Annotated in this window: 10 protein-coding genes; 5 read left to right on the forward strand and 5 right to left on the reverse strand. The window is 73.8% G+C overall.

The features are described 5' to 3' along the window. From ACZ7LS_RS11865 to ACZ7LS_RS11880, 4 genes are all read left to right on the forward strand, one after another. Positions 1-6,132 (forward strand): type I polyketide synthase, encoded by a 6,132-nt coding sequence (locus ACZ7LS_RS11865; RefSeq protein WP_385371547.1) that lies wholly within the window; start codon positions 1-3, stop codon positions 6,130-6,132. A 31-nt stretch (positions 6,133-6,163) separates the two neighbouring features. Beyond that, positions 6,164-7,564, forward strand: a complete 1,401-nt coding sequence (locus tag ACZ7LS_RS11870; protein ID WP_382519427.1) for an NAD(P)/FAD-dependent oxidoreductase — start codon at positions 6,164-6,166, stop codon at positions 7,562-7,564. Between the two features lie 229 nt (positions 7,565-7,793). Further along, complete coding sequence (locus tag ACZ7LS_RS11875) at positions 7,794-7,991, forward strand: ferredoxin (RefSeq protein WP_382519426.1); 198 nt, start codon at positions 7,794-7,796, stop codon at positions 7,989-7,991. A gap of 88 nt (positions 7,992-8,079) precedes the next feature. Next, the gene (locus tag ACZ7LS_RS11880) at positions 8,080-9,294 is read left to right on the forward strand and encodes a cytochrome P450 (RefSeq protein ID WP_382519424.1); all 1,215 of its coding nucleotides are present in this window, start codon (positions 8,080-8,082) and stop codon (positions 9,292-9,294) included. A 304-nt stretch (positions 9,295-9,598) separates the two neighbouring features. On the opposite strand, the gene ACZ7LS_RS11885 is transcribed toward ACZ7LS_RS11880, so the two are convergent. The 5 genes from ACZ7LS_RS11885 to ACZ7LS_RS11905 form a co-directional block, all read right to left on the reverse strand. Beyond that, positions 9,599-9,790, reverse strand: coding sequence for a hypothetical protein (locus tag ACZ7LS_RS11885; protein ID WP_382519422.1), 192 nt, complete (start codon positions 9,788-9,790; stop codon positions 9,599-9,601). Positions 9,791-10,091: 301 nt separating this feature from the next. Then, positions 10,092-10,622 carry an OvmZ protein gene (locus tag ACZ7LS_RS11890; RefSeq protein WP_382519418.1) on the reverse strand — a complete coding sequence of 177 codons (531 nt, stop codon included), beginning with the start codon at positions 10,620-10,622 and terminating at the stop codon, positions 10,092-10,094. Between the two features lie 1,742 nt (positions 10,623-12,364). Continuing rightward, positions 12,365-13,048, reverse strand: a complete 684-nt coding sequence (locus tag ACZ7LS_RS11895) for a ScbR family autoregulator-binding transcription factor (RefSeq protein ID WP_385137025.1) — start codon at positions 13,046-13,048, stop codon at positions 12,365-12,367. Positions 13,049-13,099: 51 nt separating this feature from the next. Then, entirely contained in the window at positions 13,100-13,933 is an 834-nt protein-coding gene (locus ACZ7LS_RS11900; protein ID WP_382519414.1) for an AfsR/SARP family transcriptional regulator, read from the reverse strand. A gap of 950 nt (positions 13,934-14,883) precedes the next feature. After that, a complete protein-coding gene (locus ACZ7LS_RS11905) occupies positions 14,884-16,035 on the reverse strand; it encodes a TetR family transcriptional regulator (protein WP_469448317.1) in 1,152 nt (383 codons plus the stop codon). Positions 16,036-16,405: 370 nt separating this feature from the next. Here ACZ7LS_RS11905 and ACZ7LS_RS11910 point away from each other — a divergent pair, with 370 nt between their 5' ends. After that, on the forward strand, positions 16,406-17,401 hold the full coding sequence (locus tag ACZ7LS_RS11910) for a ScbA/BarX family gamma-butyrolactone biosynthesis protein (protein WP_382676318.1): 996 nt from the start codon (positions 16,406-16,408) through the stop codon (positions 17,399-17,401). Positions 17,402-17,739 lie beyond the last annotated feature (338 nt).

Raw genomic sequence — 17,739 nt, forward strand, 5'->3', positions numbered from 1 at the left:
ATCTCCTACACCCTCGGCCTCCAAGGCCCCGCACTCACCATCGACACCGCCTGCTCCTCCTCCCTCGTCGCCACCCACCTCGCCATCAACGCCCTGCACAACAACGAATGCGAACTCGCCCTCACCGGCGGCGTCACCATCATGTCCACCCCCTCACTCTTCGTAGAATTCTCCCGCCTCAAAGGCATGGCCACCGACGGACGCTGCAAGAGCTTCTCCGACGAGGCGGACGGCGCGGGCTGGTCCGAAGGTGTGGGCGTCCTGGTCCTGAAACGTCTGTCGGCAGCCCAGCGCGACGGGGACGACATCCTCGCCGTCATCAAGGGATCCGCCGTCAACCAGGACGGCCGCAGCCAGGGCCTGACCGCCCCCAACGGGCCCGCCCAGCAACGCGTCATCCAGGACGCCCTGGCCACCGCGCGGCTCACGCCCGCCGACATCGACGCCATCGAAGCCCACGGCACCGGCACCCCCCTCGGCGACCCCATCGAAGCCGGAGCACTGGCCGAGATCTTCGGCCCCGGACGCGAAAGCGCACGGCCCCTGTATCTGGGCTCCTCGAAGTCGAACATCGGCCACGCCCAGGCAGCGGCCGGTGTCGCCGGCGTCATCAAAATGGTCCTCGCACTCCAGCACCAGACCCTTCCCAAAACGCTGCACGCCGACAGCCCGAGCAGCCACATCGAATGGGACAGCAGCGGCCTGGAACTGCTGCAGGACGCCCGGCCGTGGGAGCGGGGGGAGCGGGTGCGCCGGGCCGGGATCTCGTCGTTCGGGCTGAGCGGCACCAACGCCCACCTCATCCTCGAAGAAGCACCCGAACCCACCCCCACCACGACCACGCCCCCGGCCCCGGTCACGGCCCCGGTCACGGTCGTTGAGGAGCCGGTGGAGGCGCTGCCCCTGCTCGTGTCGGCCCGTACTCCTGAGGCTCTGCGGGTCCAGGCGGGACGGTGGGCCACCTGGCTGGTGGAGCAGGATCCGGCCGGGCTGCCCGCGATCGCGGCCGGCGCGGCTGTGCACCGTACGCACTTCGCTGCCCGGGCCGCCGTCGCGGCCGGCTCGGTGGACGAGGCCGCCGAGGCGCTCCGCGCGCTCGCGGCCGGCAATTCCCATCGCTGCCTGGTCGAAGGTGAGGCCGTGGAGGGCGGGCTGGCGGTGCTGTTCACCGGTCAGGGGAGCCAGCACGCGGGCATGGGGCGCGAGTTGTATGCGCGGTTCGATGTGTTCCGGGCGGCGTTCGACGCGGTGTGCGCGGCCGTCGATCCGTACCTGGGGCGGTCGTTGGCCGAGGTGGTGTTCGCCGGCGGTGAGGCCGTCGACCGGACGGAGTTCACCCAGCCCGCGCTGTTCGCCTACGAGGTGGCGCTCTACCGGCTGTTCGAGTCGTGGGGGGTCACCGCCGCGGTGGTGTCGGGTCATTCCATCGGTGAGTACGCGGCCGCGCATGTGGCCGGTGTGCTGTCGCTGGCGGATGCGGCGCGGCTGGTGGTGGCGCGCGGCCGGCTGATGCAGGCCTGCCCGGCCGGGGGCGCGATGGTGTCCGTGGAGGCGGCCGAGGGCGAGGTGCTGGCGGTGCTGGCCGAGGCCGGCGGCCAGGTGTGTGTCGCGGCTCTCAACTCGCCTTCGCAGACGGTGCTCAGTGGTGACGAGGGCGCGGTCGAGGCTGTCGCCGACGTCTTCGCGCGGCAGGGCCGCCGGGTGCGGCGGCTGTCCGTCTCGCACGCGTTCCACAGCGGTCATATGGACGGCATGCTGGAGGAGTTCGCCGCGGTCGTGGCCGAGTGCCGGTTCAAGGCGCCGCGTATTCCCCTGGTGGATGCGGTGTCCGGGCTCTGGTCCGGTACGGACACGCAGGCCGGTGCGGGTGTGCGTGCCCCCGGGCACTGGGTGCGCCAGGCGCGTGAGGCGGTGCGGTTCACCGATGTGATCGCCACGCTGCGGGAGCGGGGTCTGGGCCGGTTCCTGGAGTGCGGTCCCGCGGGTGTGCTGTCCGCGATGGGTGCCGCGTGCGCGGGCGATGCGGTCTTCGTGGCGTCGCGGCGCAAGGACGGCGACGAGCCGCGGTCGCTGCGGGCCGCGCTGGCGCTTCTGCACGTGTCCGGCCAGCGGGTCGACTGGGGTGCTGTGCCGGGCGGTTCCCCGGCACACGGCCCGGGCCCGGGCCTGAGTCCGGGTCTGGGCCTGGGTCTGCCGACGTATGTGTTCCAGCATGAGCGGTACTGGCTGGAGGCGGCGGCGTCCTCGGGTGATGTGCGGGGTTCGGGTCTGCGGCCCGGCGGGCACGCGTGGCTGAGCGCGGCGTCGGTGCTGGCGGGCGGTGACGGGCATGTGCTGTCCGGGCGGCTGTCCGCGGCGGATCATCCGTGGCTGGCCGGGCACGCGGTGTTCGGCACGGTGCTGCTGCCCGGCACGGGGCTGCTCGACCTGGCGTGGGCCGCGGCCCGTGCGGTCGGTGCGGCCCGGGTCGCGGGGCTGACGCTGGCCAGGCCGCTGGTGCTGGAGGAGGGTGGCGCCGTCCGGCTGCAGGTGCGTGTCGGCGGCCGGGGCGCGCAGGGGCTGCGTGCTCTCTCCGTCTACAGCCAGCCCGAGGACGCGGCCGACGAGCAGGTGTGGACGCTGCACGCGGAGGGTGAGCTGGATGATGCTCCGGCGCGGGCCGGTGAGGTGTTCGCCGAGCTGGGCCGGTGGCCGGTGCGGGGGGCCGAGCCGGTCGACCTGGGCGGCTTCTACGAGCGGATGGCGCAGCGGGGGGTCCGCTACGGTCCCGAGTTCCGTGGGCTGAGTGAGCTGTCGCGGCGTGGCCGGGTCGCGTACGGGCGTGTTGTGCTGCCGCGGGAGGTGGCGGGCGGTCTCGATGTCAGTGGTTTTGGTGTGCATCCGGCGCTGTTCGATGCCGCGCTGCACGCGCTGGCGGGCGTGGCGCCGCAGGGGGACGGGGAGGGTGCGCGGGACGGGGACGGGGACGGTGTGCTGCTGCCGTTCGCGTGGACTGATGTGGAGCTGTACGCGACTGGTGGTACGGAGTTCCTGGTCCGGGTCGAGCTGGAGGAGGGCGTGGACGGTGCGCCGGGCCGGGCCCGCGTGCTGCTGGCCGACCCGGCCGGCCGGCCGGTGGCGCGGGCGGGCGGGCTGGATCTGCAGCGTGCGTCGGCCGAGCAGCTGCGGGGGGTGCGCGGGGGGTCCGCGGACCATCTATACCGCGTGGAGTTCCAGCAGGTGGAGCTGACGGAGCCGGCGGCGTCCGTGCCGGGGACGGCGGCGTCCGTGCCGGGGACGGCGGCGTCCGTGCCGGGGACGGCGGGGACGGTGCTGCTGGGTGCGGCGGGGTGGCTGTCGGATGCGCTGGGTGCGGTGGCCGTGGCGGATCTGGCGGAGCTGCCGGGTGGCGAGGACGCGCCGCGGCGTGTTGTCGTGGACCGTTCGGCCGGGCCCGCCGGGCCTGCCGGGCCTGCCGGGCCTGCCGGGGGTTGTGCGGGGCAGGGGCGTGCCGAGTTGGCCGCCGGGGTGGAACTGGAGCTGGTTCAGCGGCTGTTGGCCGACCCGGGTCTGGTGGACACCGAGATTGTGTGGGTGACGTCGGGTGCTGTGAGTGCCCGTCCGGACGATGCGGTGACGGCGCCGGAGCTGGCCGCGGTGTGGGGGCTGGTCCGCGCGGTGCGGGCGGAGCAGCCGGGGCGGGTGCTGCGGCTGGTCGATGTCGGTGCCGATGCCCGGCAGCCGGGGCTCGTCGCGGCCGGTGTGGGCGCGGGGGGTGAGCCGGAGCTGGTGTTGCGCGGGGACGCGGCGTTCGCGTCCCGGCTGGTGCGGGCGTCGCGCGGTGCGCTGCTCGCGCCGGAGGCGCTGGAGGGTCCGTGGGCCCTGGATGTGCGGGAGAAGGGGCGGCTGGACGCGTTCGAGTTCGTCGCGGTGGAGACGGCGCGGCCGCTGGGTCCGCTGGAGGTGCGGGTACGGGTGCGGGCCAGTGGCCTGAACTTCCGTGACGTGCTCAACGCCCTGGACATGGTGCACGCGCCGAAGCTGGGCCTGGAGTGCGCCGGCGAGGTCGTCGAGACCGGTTCCGGTGTGACGCATCTGGTGGTGGGTGACCGGGTGATGGGGCTGGCCGTGGGCACGTTCGGCACCGAGGTCCGTGCTGATGCGCGGGTGATGACCCGTATCCCGGATGCGCTGAGTTACGCCGAGGCCGCGACGGTGCCGCTGACGTTCCTGACGGCGTATCGGGGTCTGGTGGATCTGGGCGGGCTGCGGGCCGGGGAGAAGGTGCTGGTGCACGCGGCCGCCGGCGGTGTCGGCATGGCCGCGGTCCAGCTCGCCCGGCACCTGGGCGCCGAGGTCTACGGCACCGCCAGCACCGGCAAGTGGGACACCCTGCGCCGGATGGGTCTCGGTGAGGACCGTATCGCCTCGTCCCGTGACACCGGTTTCGCGGCTGCCTGGGCCGGCCGGTCCATCGATGTGGTCCTCAACTCGCTGGCTCATGAGTACGTCGACGCCTCCCTGGGGCTCCTGGCCGGCGGCGGCCGCTTCCTCGAAATGGGCAAGACCGATATCCGTGACGCGGAGGAGGTCTCGGCCGCTCACGCGGGTGTGTCGTACCAGGCGTTCGATCTGATGGAGGCGGGTGCGGAGCGTATCCAGGAGATTCTGCGGGAGCTGGCGGCGCTGTTCACGGCCGGTGTGCTCACGCCGTTGCCGTTCCACGCCTACGACGTGCGTCATGCTCCCGACGCCTTCCGTCATATGGCGCAGGGCCGTCACACCGGCAAGATCGTCCTCACCACCCCCCAGGCCCCCGATCGGGAGGGGACCGTCCTCATCACCGGCGGCACCGGAGGGCTGGGCCGCCAGCTCGCCCACCACCTCGTACGCCACCACGACGCACGCCACCTCGTCCTCACCTCACGCCGGGGACCCGACGCCCCCGGCGCGGACGATCTCGTGGGTGAGCTGCGGGAGTCGGGGGCGGTGTCGGTCGAGATCCGCGCGTGCGACATCGGTGACGAGCGGCAGGCCGCCGCTCTGATCGGCGGTCTGGACCGGCCGCTGACGGCGGTCTATCACCTCGCCGGTGTCCTCGACGACGGCCTCGTCACGGGGCAGAGTCCCGAACGTCTGGCCCGGGTCTTCGCTCCGAAGGCCGACGGGGCGCTGCATCTGCACCGTCTCACCCAGGCCCATGATCTTGCCGCGTTCGTGCTGTTCTCCTCCGCCGCCGGCACCCTCGGCTCCCCCGGACAGAGCACCTACGCCGCCGCCAACGCCTGTCTCGACGCGCTCGCCGCGCACCGGCAGACCCAGGGCCTGCCCGCCACCAGCCTCGCCTGGGGCCTGTGGCAGCAGGATGGCACCGGTATGACCGCGCATCTCACCCATGCCGACCTCGCCCGTATGCAGCGCGGTGGGGCCGGGGCGCTGGGTGCGGGTGAGGGGTTCTCGCTGCTGGACGCGGCGTTGAAGCGGCCCGAGAGCCAGCTGGTTGCGGTGAAGTTCGATCTCGGGGCGCTGCAGGGGGAGGCCGGGGCCGGGATCCCGCCGCTGTTCCGGGCTCTCGTCCTGCCGCAGCTGCGGCAGGCGGAGACGGGGGCGGGGGCGGGGGATTCGGGTTCGGGTCTCATGGGCCGGCTCGCGGCGCTGGAGGCCGGCGAACGCCTGGCGGCACTGGTGGAGTTCGTGCGGACGGAGGCCGCCGCCGCGGCCGGGCTGCCCGGCCTGCAGTCCGTGGGGGCGGACAAGCCGCTCAAGGAGCTGGGGCTCGACTCGCTGATGTCGGTGGAGCTGAAGAACCGCATCGCGCGCCGTACCGGCAGCGACATGCCCAGCACGCTGGCGTTCGACTATCCGACACCCAAGGCGATCGCCGAATACCTGCACCGCAGGCTGGCGTTCGGCGAGGCGGCGCCGGAGGGCCCGCCCGAGGAGCCGGCGGCGGCCGCGCGGTGGGCACTCGCCAGGGTCGACCCGGCGCTGCTGCGCGAGAGCGGGCTGCTGGCCCAGCTCGTCGTCCTGGCCCAGCAGGGCCGCACAGCGCCGGAGAACGGCGCCGGGCAGGCGCTGCGCGCAGCCGCTGAACTGACCGAGTCCGAGATCGACAAGGCGCTGGACGCCGTGTTCGGCGACCTCGCCGTATGAGCGGGTACCGCCCAGGAAAGGCAGGGAGAAGATGAGTGCGACAAACGGCCGCCGGGTCGTGGTGATGGGCGGTGGGATCGCCGGGCTGTCCGCGGCGCTGCTGCTGGCCCGCGGGGGGCTGCGGGTCACGCTCCTCGAACGTGACCAGGCCCCGCCCCGGGATCTCGCCGACATGTGGCACTGGAATCGGCCCGGTGCCCCGCAGATGCGTCAGCTGCACACGTTCCTGGGCCTGTTCCGCAAGGAGCTGCGGGCGCGGCTGTCCGACGTGTACGAGGATCTCCTCGCCCACGGTGTGGAGGACATCAGTGTCGCGACGCCGTCGGGCACCGGCGGCGGTGACCCGGACCTGGCGGTCCTCGCCGCCCGGCGGCCGGTGGTGGAGTGGGCGCTGCATCGTGCGCTGGTCAGGGAGGCGGGTGTCGAGCTGCGGTACGGCACGTCGGTGCGCCGGGCCGATGTCGCGGGCGGGCGGATCCGCGGGGTCCATGTGCGGGGCGGGCTCCTGGAGGCGGACGTGCTGATCGACGCGGCCGGGCGCCGTTCCCCGCTGCGGGAGGACTTCACGCGGCTGGAACAGGAGGTGGAGTGCGGGGTCGTCTACAACACCCGGTTCTTCCGGCTGCGTGAGGGGGTGGCCCGGCCCGCGCTGCAGCGCGGGGTGACCTCCATGGTGGCCGGGGTGGGTTTCGGGGCGGGGCTGTTCTACCACGACAACCGGACCTTCGCGATCGGCCTGGCCCGGCTGCCGGACGACGACTCGCTCAAGGCGCTGCGGGACACGGAGAGTTTCGACCGGGCGGCCGGGCTGTTCCCCGAGTTCGCGCCGTGGCTGGCCGGGGAGGTGAGCGAGCCGGTGACCGAGGTGGTGCCGATGGCGGGGCTGCGCAACTGCCTGCGCTCGCTCACCGAGCAGGCCCCGGCCGGGTATTTCGTCCTGGGTGATGCCCTGTGCACGACGGACCCGGCGTTCGGGCGCGGCGCGTCGGTGGCCCTGCACGGTGCGGCGCGGCTCGCCGACGCGTTCGCGCAGGCGCCGGACGACCTGCCGGGGCTCGCGCCCGAGGTCACCGCGCAGGCCCTGAGCTGGGTCAGGCCCCTGTTCGACGACTCGGTACAGGCGGACATCGCGCGTACCCGGCTGTGGGAGGCAGCCCTGTCGGGGGCGCCGGTGCCGGCGGCCCCGGGTGTGCCGTCGGTGAACCCGTTCCTGCTCGTGGAGGCGGGCGAGCGGGACCCGGTGCTGTGGCAGGCCGCGCAGCGCTGCGTCAACCTGCTGGAGCCGCTGGAGAGCCTGGATGTCCCGGAGATCAGGCAGCGGCTGCAGGCGGTATGGGCCTCGGGCTGGCGGCCCGCCGCGCCTGCGGCGCCCAGTCACGCGGAGGTGGCCGGGGCGGTTGCCCTGGGCCGGCGCGTATTCCAGAACCAGTAGCGGCCGCGTGCCGGCACTGGCACGTGCCAGTGCCGGACACGTGCCGGTGCCGGACGGGACCAGCAGCGGTCCAGAACCCGTGGCCGTCACGTGCCAGTGACAGCCGAGTGCCGGTGACCGTCCGAGAACCCGTGGCCGTCCGAGAACCCGTGGCCGTCACGTGCCAGTGGCGTCCGAGAACCGGTGGCGGCCCAGGGCCGCACCACACAACCAGTGGAGAAGGAGAGCAATGCGGATCGAGATCGACTCGGGGCGCTGCATGGGTGCGGGGCAGTGTGTGCTTGCCTCGGAGGCCGTGTTCGACCAGAACGAAACGACCGGTGAAGTGCGGTTGCTCATCGCGGGGGCGATCCCCGCGGAGCACGAGGAGGCCGTCCGCGACGCGGTGGCCACCTGCCCGTCGGGGGCGCTGGCTCTTTCCGGCTGACCGCCGGAAGCGGTACGGCTCACTGTGATTCCCCCGGGCCACGCCTGTGCGCGGCCCGGCGCCTCCCCCCACCCGATCAGGAGAGAAAATGACTGCCCTCAGCGAAGTTTCCCCCACTCCGCCCTCCGCGGCGCGTCCGCTGCCGCTGGAGCGCACCTGCCCCTTCACCCCGCCCGCCGAGCTGGGACGCCTGCGCGAGCAGGACCCGGTGAGCCCGCTGGCCTACCCGGACGGTTCGGTGGGCTGGCTCGTCACGGACCACGCGCTGGCCAAATCGGTCCTCACCGACAACCGGTTCAGCGCCCGCGGCGAACTGCAGCGCTCCCCGGTGCCCTACGGCCTGGCGGAGCCCGAGCCCGCCCGGCCGGGCGCGTTCATCTTCATGGACCCCCCGGAGCACACCCGCTACCGCAAGCAGCTGACCGGCCAGTTCACCGTGCGCCGGATGAAACTGCTGGAGGCCCGGATCGAGGAGATCACCGCGCAGCGGCTGGCGGCCATGCGCCAGGGCGGCAACAGTGCCGAACTGGTGGCCGACTTCGCGCTGCCCATTCCCTCCCTGGTCATCTGCGAACTGCTCGGCGTCCCCTACGAGGACAACGACTTCTTCCAGCGGCACTCATCGGCGATCTTCGATCTCGGACAGAGCGTGGAAGAGATCCAGCAGGCGTTCGGGGCGCTGGTCGGCTACCTCTCCGAACTGCTGGCCCGCAAACGCGCCCGGCCCACCGACGACCTGCTGAGCGGCCTGGTGTCGGGAAGCGACCTGAACGACGAGGAACTGATCGGCATCGTGCTGCTGCTCCTGGTGGCCGGCCACGAGACCACCGCGAACATGCTCGCCCTGGGCACATTCGCGCTGCTGCGCCACCCCGATCAGCTGCGGCTGCTGCGCGACAGGCCGGAACTGACGGACAACGCCGTCGAGGAACTGCTGCGCCATCTGAGCATCATGCACGTCGGTCTGGTACGGGCCGCGCTGGAGGACGTGGAACTGGGCGGACGCACCGTCAGAGCGGGCGAGGTGGTCACGGTGTCCGTGACGGCCGCCAACCACGACCCGAAGAAGTTCCCCACCCCGCAGCGGCTGGACATCACGGCGCCCGCGAACGGGCATCTGGCGTTCGGGCACGGCATCCACCAGTGCCTGGGACAGCAGCTCGCCCGGATCGAGATGCGTATCGGCTTCCGGGAACTGCTGCGGGAATTCCCGCAACTGCGGCTGGCCGTGCCCGCCGAGGACATCCCGATGCGCAGCGGGATGAGCATCTACGGCGTGCACCGGCTCCCGGTCACCTGGTAAGACCACGCCCGCCCGCCAGGCCCCCAGAAGGGGCCCGGCGGGCTGCCGGAGACCTGGGCGGGCGCGGGGGGGGGGCCGCGGGGCCTGGGCGGACGCCGGAAACCCGGGCACGGCGCAGCGCAGCGCCGCGCGGGGCGGGGCGGGGCGGGGGCAGCGCGGCGCGAGGGCAGCGCGGCGCGAGGGCAGCGCGGCGCGAGGGCAGCGCGGCGCGAGGGCAGCGCGGCGCGAGGGCAGCGCGGCGCGAGGGCAGCGCGGGGGCGGTCAGGCGCCGGAAGGCCGGGCGCGGGGCGCCGGGACGGGACGGTCAGGCGGCGGCGCGCCGGGCGACGAGTTCGATCAGCTCCTGGACCGAGTACTCGGCCCGGCCGGGCCGGCCGTAGCGGGTGAGCTTGCCCCGGCTGGCCCACTTACGGATGGTGGCCTCGGGAACCCCGGCGGCCATGGCGGCAAGCTGCGTGGGCACCGTGCGGGGACGAGAGCCGGTGGTGACGGGCATGGGAGCACCTTCCTTCGTGCTGGTTCCTCTGCTGACTCCCCGTACGGCACTGCTGGTACGGGGAGTGTTACGGGGGGTGTACGGGTGGCCGGTACGAGGCCGGTCGTACGGGACTGTTCGTACGGGTGGCCCGTACGGGGCTGCTGGTAGGGGGCTGCTGGTACAGGCGGCCGGTACGAGGCTGCTCGTACGGGACCGCTCGTACAGCTGCTCGTACAGGGCCGGTCGTACGGGGCCGGGCTTAGGGGGCCGGGCTTAGGGGGGCTGGTGCGGGTGGCTGCTGGTGCCGGGGTGGGTGGGTTCAGGCGGTGCGGCTGCGGAGCAGCATCCACTGGTGCGGCGGGACGACGTGTCCGTCGGCGCACCCCACGGTGTGGCTGCGGTCCGCGCCGCGCTGCACGGCCCGTACCTGCGCCGTGCAGCCGTCCATCGGGCAGGCTCCCAGTTCCGGGCGGACCACCGGCTGGGGCCGGAGCACGGAGCGGGCGAGGTTGGTGACCCGCAGGATCTCCGCGGCGAACTCCGCGGCGGCCGGGTGGGCGGCCAGCCAGTCGAGGTGCAGCCGCAGGAAGGCGGCGAGCGGGCCGGCCGCGCGGCGGCGGGGTCCGGCCACCTTGCGCTGGGTGACGATGAGTCCGGCCCAGGAGGCGAGCACGGGCAGCAGTTCGCTCCGGGCGACGAGGGCCGCTTCGTTGAGACGGACGCCCTGGCGCGGGCTTCCGGAACTGACACGTTCGGTCAGGGCGGGCCGGGCGGGCGTCAGTTCCTCCTCGCAGCTGTCGTAGAGGCCGGGCAGGCCGAGCAACTGGTCACGGAGCCGGTCATGACACACGCGGCACAGCCTCAGCCCCGCGACGGCGGGCCGTGACCGCAAACGCCCGGAGCGGCGGTCCCCGAGGCACTCCGCGGCCTGGCACAGCGACTGGATTCCCAATTTGCTTGCCTCCCCCTGCTGATGTTTCTTCGCCAGGCCAGTATCACCGAGGGCCCTGGAGAGGCACTCAACACTCGGTCCAAGGCCGCTTTCCGGCCCGCCCCGCCGCCTGATAAGCCGCCGGTCAACCCCCATCCCGGCCCCCCGGGACAGCCGGCCCGGACCGGGAGACGAGAGAGTCCGGAAGGTGAAGGCCCGTGAGGTGAAGGACCGGGAGGCGAGAGGGTCCGGGGGCGCCGGCGGCCTGGGCGCAGGGCGGGCGTATCCGGAGGCGCTTCGGTGACACGGGCGGGCCGGAGCAGCACTCCGGTGACGGTTTCGGCGGCGGTTTCGGTGGCGATTTCGGGGCCGGGGCCGGGTTGCGGCGGGCGGGGGCTGTGACACGGGGGCGGTCCGGATGCCGTCGCGGAGGGGGGTGCTGCCCGGCGGCACCGGGGGGGCCGGCAGGCCGCGTTCGCTCCGTGAGGGGCCGGGGTCCGCCACGAGACCGCGGGCCAAGTCCGTGGTGGGCGCGGGCCGGGCAGGGATCGGTCACCTTGTCGGTGACGGCCTTCTGCACGCTCGGCGCCCAGACCGTCACCGCGTACCGGTACGGTCACCGCGTACCGGTACGGTCACCGCGTACCGGTACGGTCATCGGCGCCGCAACGGCCTCGCGATCACGGCCGGCGCGGCCGGCGGACTCCGGCATTCCCGCGTCCGTCTCCTGCCGGTCTTCGGCACCGGCACGACCCCCGGGGCGCGCCACCGGACAGGCCATGCCCGGCTGCGCCTTGAGGGAAGCTGTACGTGGCGGACCCGGCCCGGCAGCGGGCGTGTGGCGCGGAGCGCCGCGAAGGACGCGTACAGCCAGGGGCTGCGTGCCGCGGTATTACACCGTGCCGGAGGGCTCCTGCGCCTGGCACCCGGTGGGGAGCCGCCGTACGGCCGGGTTCCGGCGGATGGTGCAGTCGCTGAACGGCACCGGGCTGCGCACGGTCATGGGCATCGTCCACCACCACACCGTGGTGAGCGGCCGGGCCGGCCTGTCCGTCCCCGGCAAGTCGTGCCCGGCCACTACCGGCGGCCGTTGCCGGACGGTTCCGTCGCCGCCTCCGCCTGCTGCGCCGGCACGGCGCCCGCGAACGCCATGACGCCGCACGCTCGTCGTGGACCGGGCCGTCACCCGGGCCCGGGAGCACGGGGCCGGCGGCTATTTTCCGCTCCGGCCTGATGGGCCACCACCGCGGTGGCGGCGTACGCGGCCGTCAGGAGCGGGTCAGGCCCGGGACGCGGAAAGGCCGCTCGGGGCCGGGGCCGTTCGCTCTTCGGCCGCGCCATGTCCGTGAGGCCACCGGCCGGGCCGGTTTCCTGGCGGCCCTGGACCACCTCACCGCCCGGGCACCGGGCCCGGTGCCCGGGCCGCGGGGGGGCACATCACCACCGGCCCCGGCACGGTCCCGTTCAACGGGCGACGGCACGGTCCGCTGGACGACCGGCGCCAAGGTCCCGTTCAACAGGGGAGCGGCACGGTCCGCATCACGGGGTGGCGGCGTGGTCCCGTTCAACGGGGGGCAGCAAGGTCCGTTGGACGAGCGGCGGCGTGGTCCGTTCAACGGGCGACGGCACGGTCCGCCGAACGACCGGCACCACGGTCCCGTTCAACGGGCGGCGGCGCGTTCCGTTGAACGGGTGGGGGCGTGGTCCGGGTCATGGGCGGCGGGGGTGTCCTCGGGCGGGCCGGTGCGGTACCGGGCGAGGTCGGTGGCGGGCACGAGGGCCGGCAGCAGCTGGTCCCACACTCCCGTGGTGCCGCAGCCGGCGTCGAGGTGCGGTGATCCGGTCGCGGCGAGGACCGCGATGCCGCAGACCGCGGCGCAGACCAGCGTCTGCAGGCCCTCCCACGGCTGCCGTTCGCGCAGCAGGCCCTGGGCGCGGGCCCGGACGAGCAGGTCCCGTGCCTCGGTGGTCCACGGCTGGTGGAAGTCCCCGGCGGAGGGGCGGCCTCCGGCGCATTCGTGGGCGATCCGGAAGCTGGCGCGCAGCACCGGGTCCTGCCGCAGCGCGCGGGCCAGCAGATGGGTGAGGTCGATGAGGGACTGCACCGGTGGGGCGTTCTGCTGCCGCTGGGCGCCGACGAAGTCGCGCAGCAGTGTCCGGGCGCATTCCTCGACGGCGTCGACGAGACCGTCCTTGGAGGCGAAGTGGAAGTACAGCGCTCCCTTGGTCACCCCGGCCGAGGCGGCGATCTGTCCCAGCGTCGCTTCGGCGTATCCCTTGCGGTCGAACATGTCCGCGCCCGCGCGGACGAGGCCGCGGCGGGTCCGTTCCGACCTGGCCTGCATAGCGGGTACTCTCCCTCTCCCTCTGGTTCCCGGGGGCGATGTGACGCCTGGTCAGCCGACGCGGCTGAGGCGTTCTCCCGCGGCCCGCGCGGGTTCGGGCGCGAGTTCCGGCCCGGACGTCAGGACCGAGCGCTGCAGCCGGCGCAGTCCCGCGGAGGGTTCCAGGCCCAGCTCGCGGACGAGGGCGCTACGCAGCCGCTGGTAGACGCCGAGTGCCTCGCTGCGGCGGCCGGAGCGGTGCAGGGCGACCATGAGCTGGCCGTGCAGGGTCTCGTGGGTGCGGTGGCGCTGTACGAGCACGGTGAGTTCACCGAGGAGTTCACGGTGCCGCCCGAGGCGCAGGTCGGCCTCGATGCGCTGGTCCAGGGCGCACAGGCGGGACTCCTCCAGGCGGCGGACCTCCATCTGCACCTGCACTCCGGCCTGGACGTCGGCCAGGGCGCCGCCGCGCCACAGGCCCAGGGCCTCGCGGAGCTGGCGGGCGGCGCCGGGGAAGTCACCGGCGTCCATGGCGCGGTATCCGCTGCCGGCCAGGTGCTCGAACTCGCGGGCGTCACAGACACCGCCGGAGGTGTGCAGTATGTAGCCGCCGGGCGAGGTGGCCAGGACGTCCTTGGCGGTGCGCCCCGCGGCGGCGTTCCCCGGATCGCGGTGCAGGGCCGTCGAGATGAGTTCACGCAGCTGCAGTACGTAGGTCTGCAGGGTGGTACGCGCACTGCGCGGCGGCCTGCCGCCCCAGAGTTCCTCGATCAGCAGCGCCACCGGCACGGCCTGGTCGGCGTGCAGGGCCAGCAGGGCCAGGACCTGACGCGGCTTCGGCGCCGTCGGCGTCACCGAGAGCCCGTTCTCACGGGCCGCCAACGCACCCAGTACATCGATATCCACGCTGTCTCCCCTGTTGTCCGCGTATACACCGTCAGCACTCCGGAGTACCCCCGAGTAAAAAACAGGACGGACGGTTTGTCAATATCAAACCGTCCGCGCTGTTTTTTATTGTGGGGCCCCGGCCCCGGGACCCTCACCCCACGGCGCGCCCCCGCACCAGCACACTCACCACGCCGGAGGAACAGGCGGCGGCACAGCACCGCCCGCCGGAAGAACAGGCCGGACGGCACCCTCCGCCGGGAGAACGGGCGGCACAGCGGCCCCCACCCGGCGGACGGGCGGTGAGGCGCCGTCCACCGGGAGGACAGGGCGGTACGGCGGCCTCCGCTTGGCGGACGGGCGGTGAGGCGCCGTCCGCCGGGAGGACAGGGCGGTACGGCGGCCTCCGCCGGGAGAACGGGCGGTACGGCACCGTCCGCCGGGTGGACAGGCGGTACGGCGGCTTCTGCCCGGCGGACGGGCGGCGGGACGGCACCGTCCGCCGGGAAAACGGGCGGGACAGCACCGTCCGCCGGGGGGGGCGGCCGGCACGGCGGCCTCCGCCGGGAGAACAGGCCGGACGGCGCCGCCCGCCGGAAGAGCGGCCGGGACGGCACTGTCCGCCGGGAGGGCGGGCGGTAAGGCGCTGCCCGCCGGGGGGACGGGCAGCGCCTGGGTGCCGTCGCCGCGGGCGGGGGCCGGTGAGGGGCGGACCGGTTCCTGGTGCGACCGGCCCACCAGTCCCGGCAGCACCAGGCCCCAGAAGCCCGTGACCCTCTGTGCCGACAACCACGCCGCGTCCTCGGCGCCGAGGACCTCGAAGCCCACGGTCGCCGCCAGGATGGCGGGCGCGGCGCCGTCCGGCGACACCCCTTCGGCCAGCGCGCCCTCCCGCTCCGCCCGCCACAGGGTGTCCTCGATCCACCGCCCCCACCTCCCGCCCGAGGCCGGGGCTCTCCTCCCGGGCCAGGTCACCGCCCAGCCCGAAACCGGCCCGCACCACGATGCCGTCGGCGAGCCGGCCCATCAGCTCGTGCGTCGCGTCCACCAGCGCCTGCAGGGCACCGCCCCCCGCACCGGACGCGTCCGGTGCGGGGGGCGGTGCTACGGCGCACGGTCCGCGCCGCCTCGTCCCCGACAGCCCGGGCGAGCGCCCTCTTGCTCGCGAAGTGGAAGTGGAAGTGGAAGTGCAGCGCGCCATTGCCGACCCCCGCCCGCCGGCTGATCACCGACAGCGAAGCGGGCGCGAACCCCTCCCGCGCATACACCTCCGCGCCGGCACGGATCAACGACTGGCGCGTACGGGCCGCACGGTCCTGCTTGACCATCACACATCTCCCGGCTGCCGGACCCCGGCCGGGCGGCGGCACCCCGGATACGGGGCACCCCCGCACCGGGGCCCGGCGTTCATGACCCACGGAGGGCGGACCGCCCCGCAGACCGGGACGGACGGATCGGCGTGCCCGTTCCACGGCGCCACAGACCGGCGAACGCCCGGACAGGCACCGCAACCGGCACCGGACGGCCGGCCCCACCCGCACACCCGCCCACCCCCGCCGCCACCCGGCCACCCGGCCACCCGGCCACCCGGACCGCAGCAGGCCTCCCCACACCCCCGGCACCACCTCCCGGCACCCCACCAGAACAACAAACCGCCCATGCGGTTTTCTGCCTTCTTGTGGCCCCTTCCTTCCCGCGCCCGCCCGGCAAACCCCCAGAGGACCGGCCGGCCCCACCCGCACCGGGGCCCACGCCCCGGAAACACCCCCGACAGGCCGGAGAAACACACCACCCCGCCCCCGCCCTCCCCAGCGAACCCGGCACCCCCGCCCACGAACCCGGACGCCGGAACGCACGGCGCGGCACCCCGCACCCCCGCAGACCGGATGCCGGAACGCGCGGCGCGGCGGCCCCTCCCCCGCGACCCCGGACGGGGAACGCGCGGCCCGGCACCCCGCATCCCCGCGGACCGGGCCGCCGGACCGCGTGACGCGCACCCCGCACCCCCGCGGGGCGGCGGGCAGCGGGGCGCGGAGCGGCGGACCGCCGCCGTGGCACACCCCACCCGCCACGCCACACACACGCCGCCCGCCCCGCCCCGCCCACCGACCGCCCCGCCGCATACAGCCCGCACCACCACGGCCCACGCCCGCACACCCCCGGCCGCACCACCACGGAACCCTCCCGCACGGCCCCGGTGCGCCACCACGGCCCGGCCGGCATCAGCCCCGGCCGCGCCACGGCGGAACCGCCCGTACAACTCCGCCCGCGCGCGGCCGGGGCTGCCCGCCGGGGCCTTCCGGGGACCGGGAACGGCCCGGCGCCAGCCGGTGAGCGGGAGGCGTCACAGGGGGCATCACGAACGGAACCGGATCTGCCGGTTTCCCTTCCTGGGCGCATGAAGAAACAGTGGAAAATAAACCGGGTGGTATGTATCTTTGGTGGTCCGCGAGACACCACACCACTTCTCGTCACCGTCATTTTGGGGGAAAGATGACTGCGATAACCTTCCGGCCCGCCCGCCCGCTCACACATGAGGCACCCGCGCAGAACAGACAGCCCGCACAGGCCGCACCACCACTGTTCCGCTTTCCCTCACTCACCACCACGGTGCCCAAAGAATTCGTCCACCGGGCGGCCGTCGCCGAGGTCATGCTCACCGACTGGAAGCGCGAGGACGACACCCACTTCAAGGTGACGGCCCAGTGGCCACGCGGACACAGCTTCTTCAGCCCCATCGGCCCCCACCACGACCCGATGCTCGTGGCCGAGACCATCCGCCAGACAGGATCACTCCTCGCACACGCCGAGTTCGGGGTCCCCTTCGGCCACCACTTCCTGATGTGGGACCTCCAGTACACCGTCGAACCCGGCCGGATCCTCATCGGCGACACACCCGCCGCACTCGACATCGACGTCACCTGCACCGAGATCAAACGACGCGGCAGCACACTCACAGGACTCCGCTACGAAGCCGTCATCCACCGCGACGGACAGCCCGCCGCACACGGAAGCGCCTCATACACCTGCACCACACCAGCCGTATACCAACGACTGCGCGCAGGCCGCGCCACCCCCCACACCACCACCCGCCTCCCCCTCACCGCCCCCGTCTCACCCCAGAGCGTCGGCCGCATGTCCCCCACCGACGTCGTCCTCTCCCCCACAGGCACCACACACCAATGGCAGCTCAGAGCCGACACCCGCCACCACGTACTCTTCGACCACCCCGTCGACCACATCCCCGGCATGGTCCTCCTCGAAGCCGCCCGCCAAGCAGCCACAGCCACCCTCAGCAACCCCACCCTCCTCCCCACCACCCTCACCAGCCACTTCAACCGCTACGCCGAACTCGACACCCCCTGCACCATCCACACCACCACCCTCCCCCCCACCACCCCCGGCCACACCACCCTCCACATCACCGGCCACCAGAACAACACCCCCGTCTTCACCACCACCCTCACCACACCCCACCCCACCACCTGACACACCACCACCTGACACACCACCACACACACGCCAGGACACCCCGCCCCGGCCTCCTCGGCAGGGGCCAGGGGACCAAGAGGCAGAGGCCGAGGAAGGCCGGACGCCCGGAACCAACGAGCCGGGGGGGGCCGAGCCGAGAAGCCAGGGGCAGCCGGCAGCCCAGGACCGGGAACGGGCAGCCCGCAGCCCAGGACCGGAGACCGGAGACCAAGAGGACCGGGGCCGGGGACCGGGGACCGAGAGGGCCGGGGGCGGGGACCGGGGACCAAGAGGACCGGGGACCAAGAGGACCGGGGACGGGGACCGGGGACGGGGACCGGGGACGGGGACCGGGG

The sequence above is a fragment of the Streptomyces sp. NPDC039430 genome (assembly GCF_055639435.1).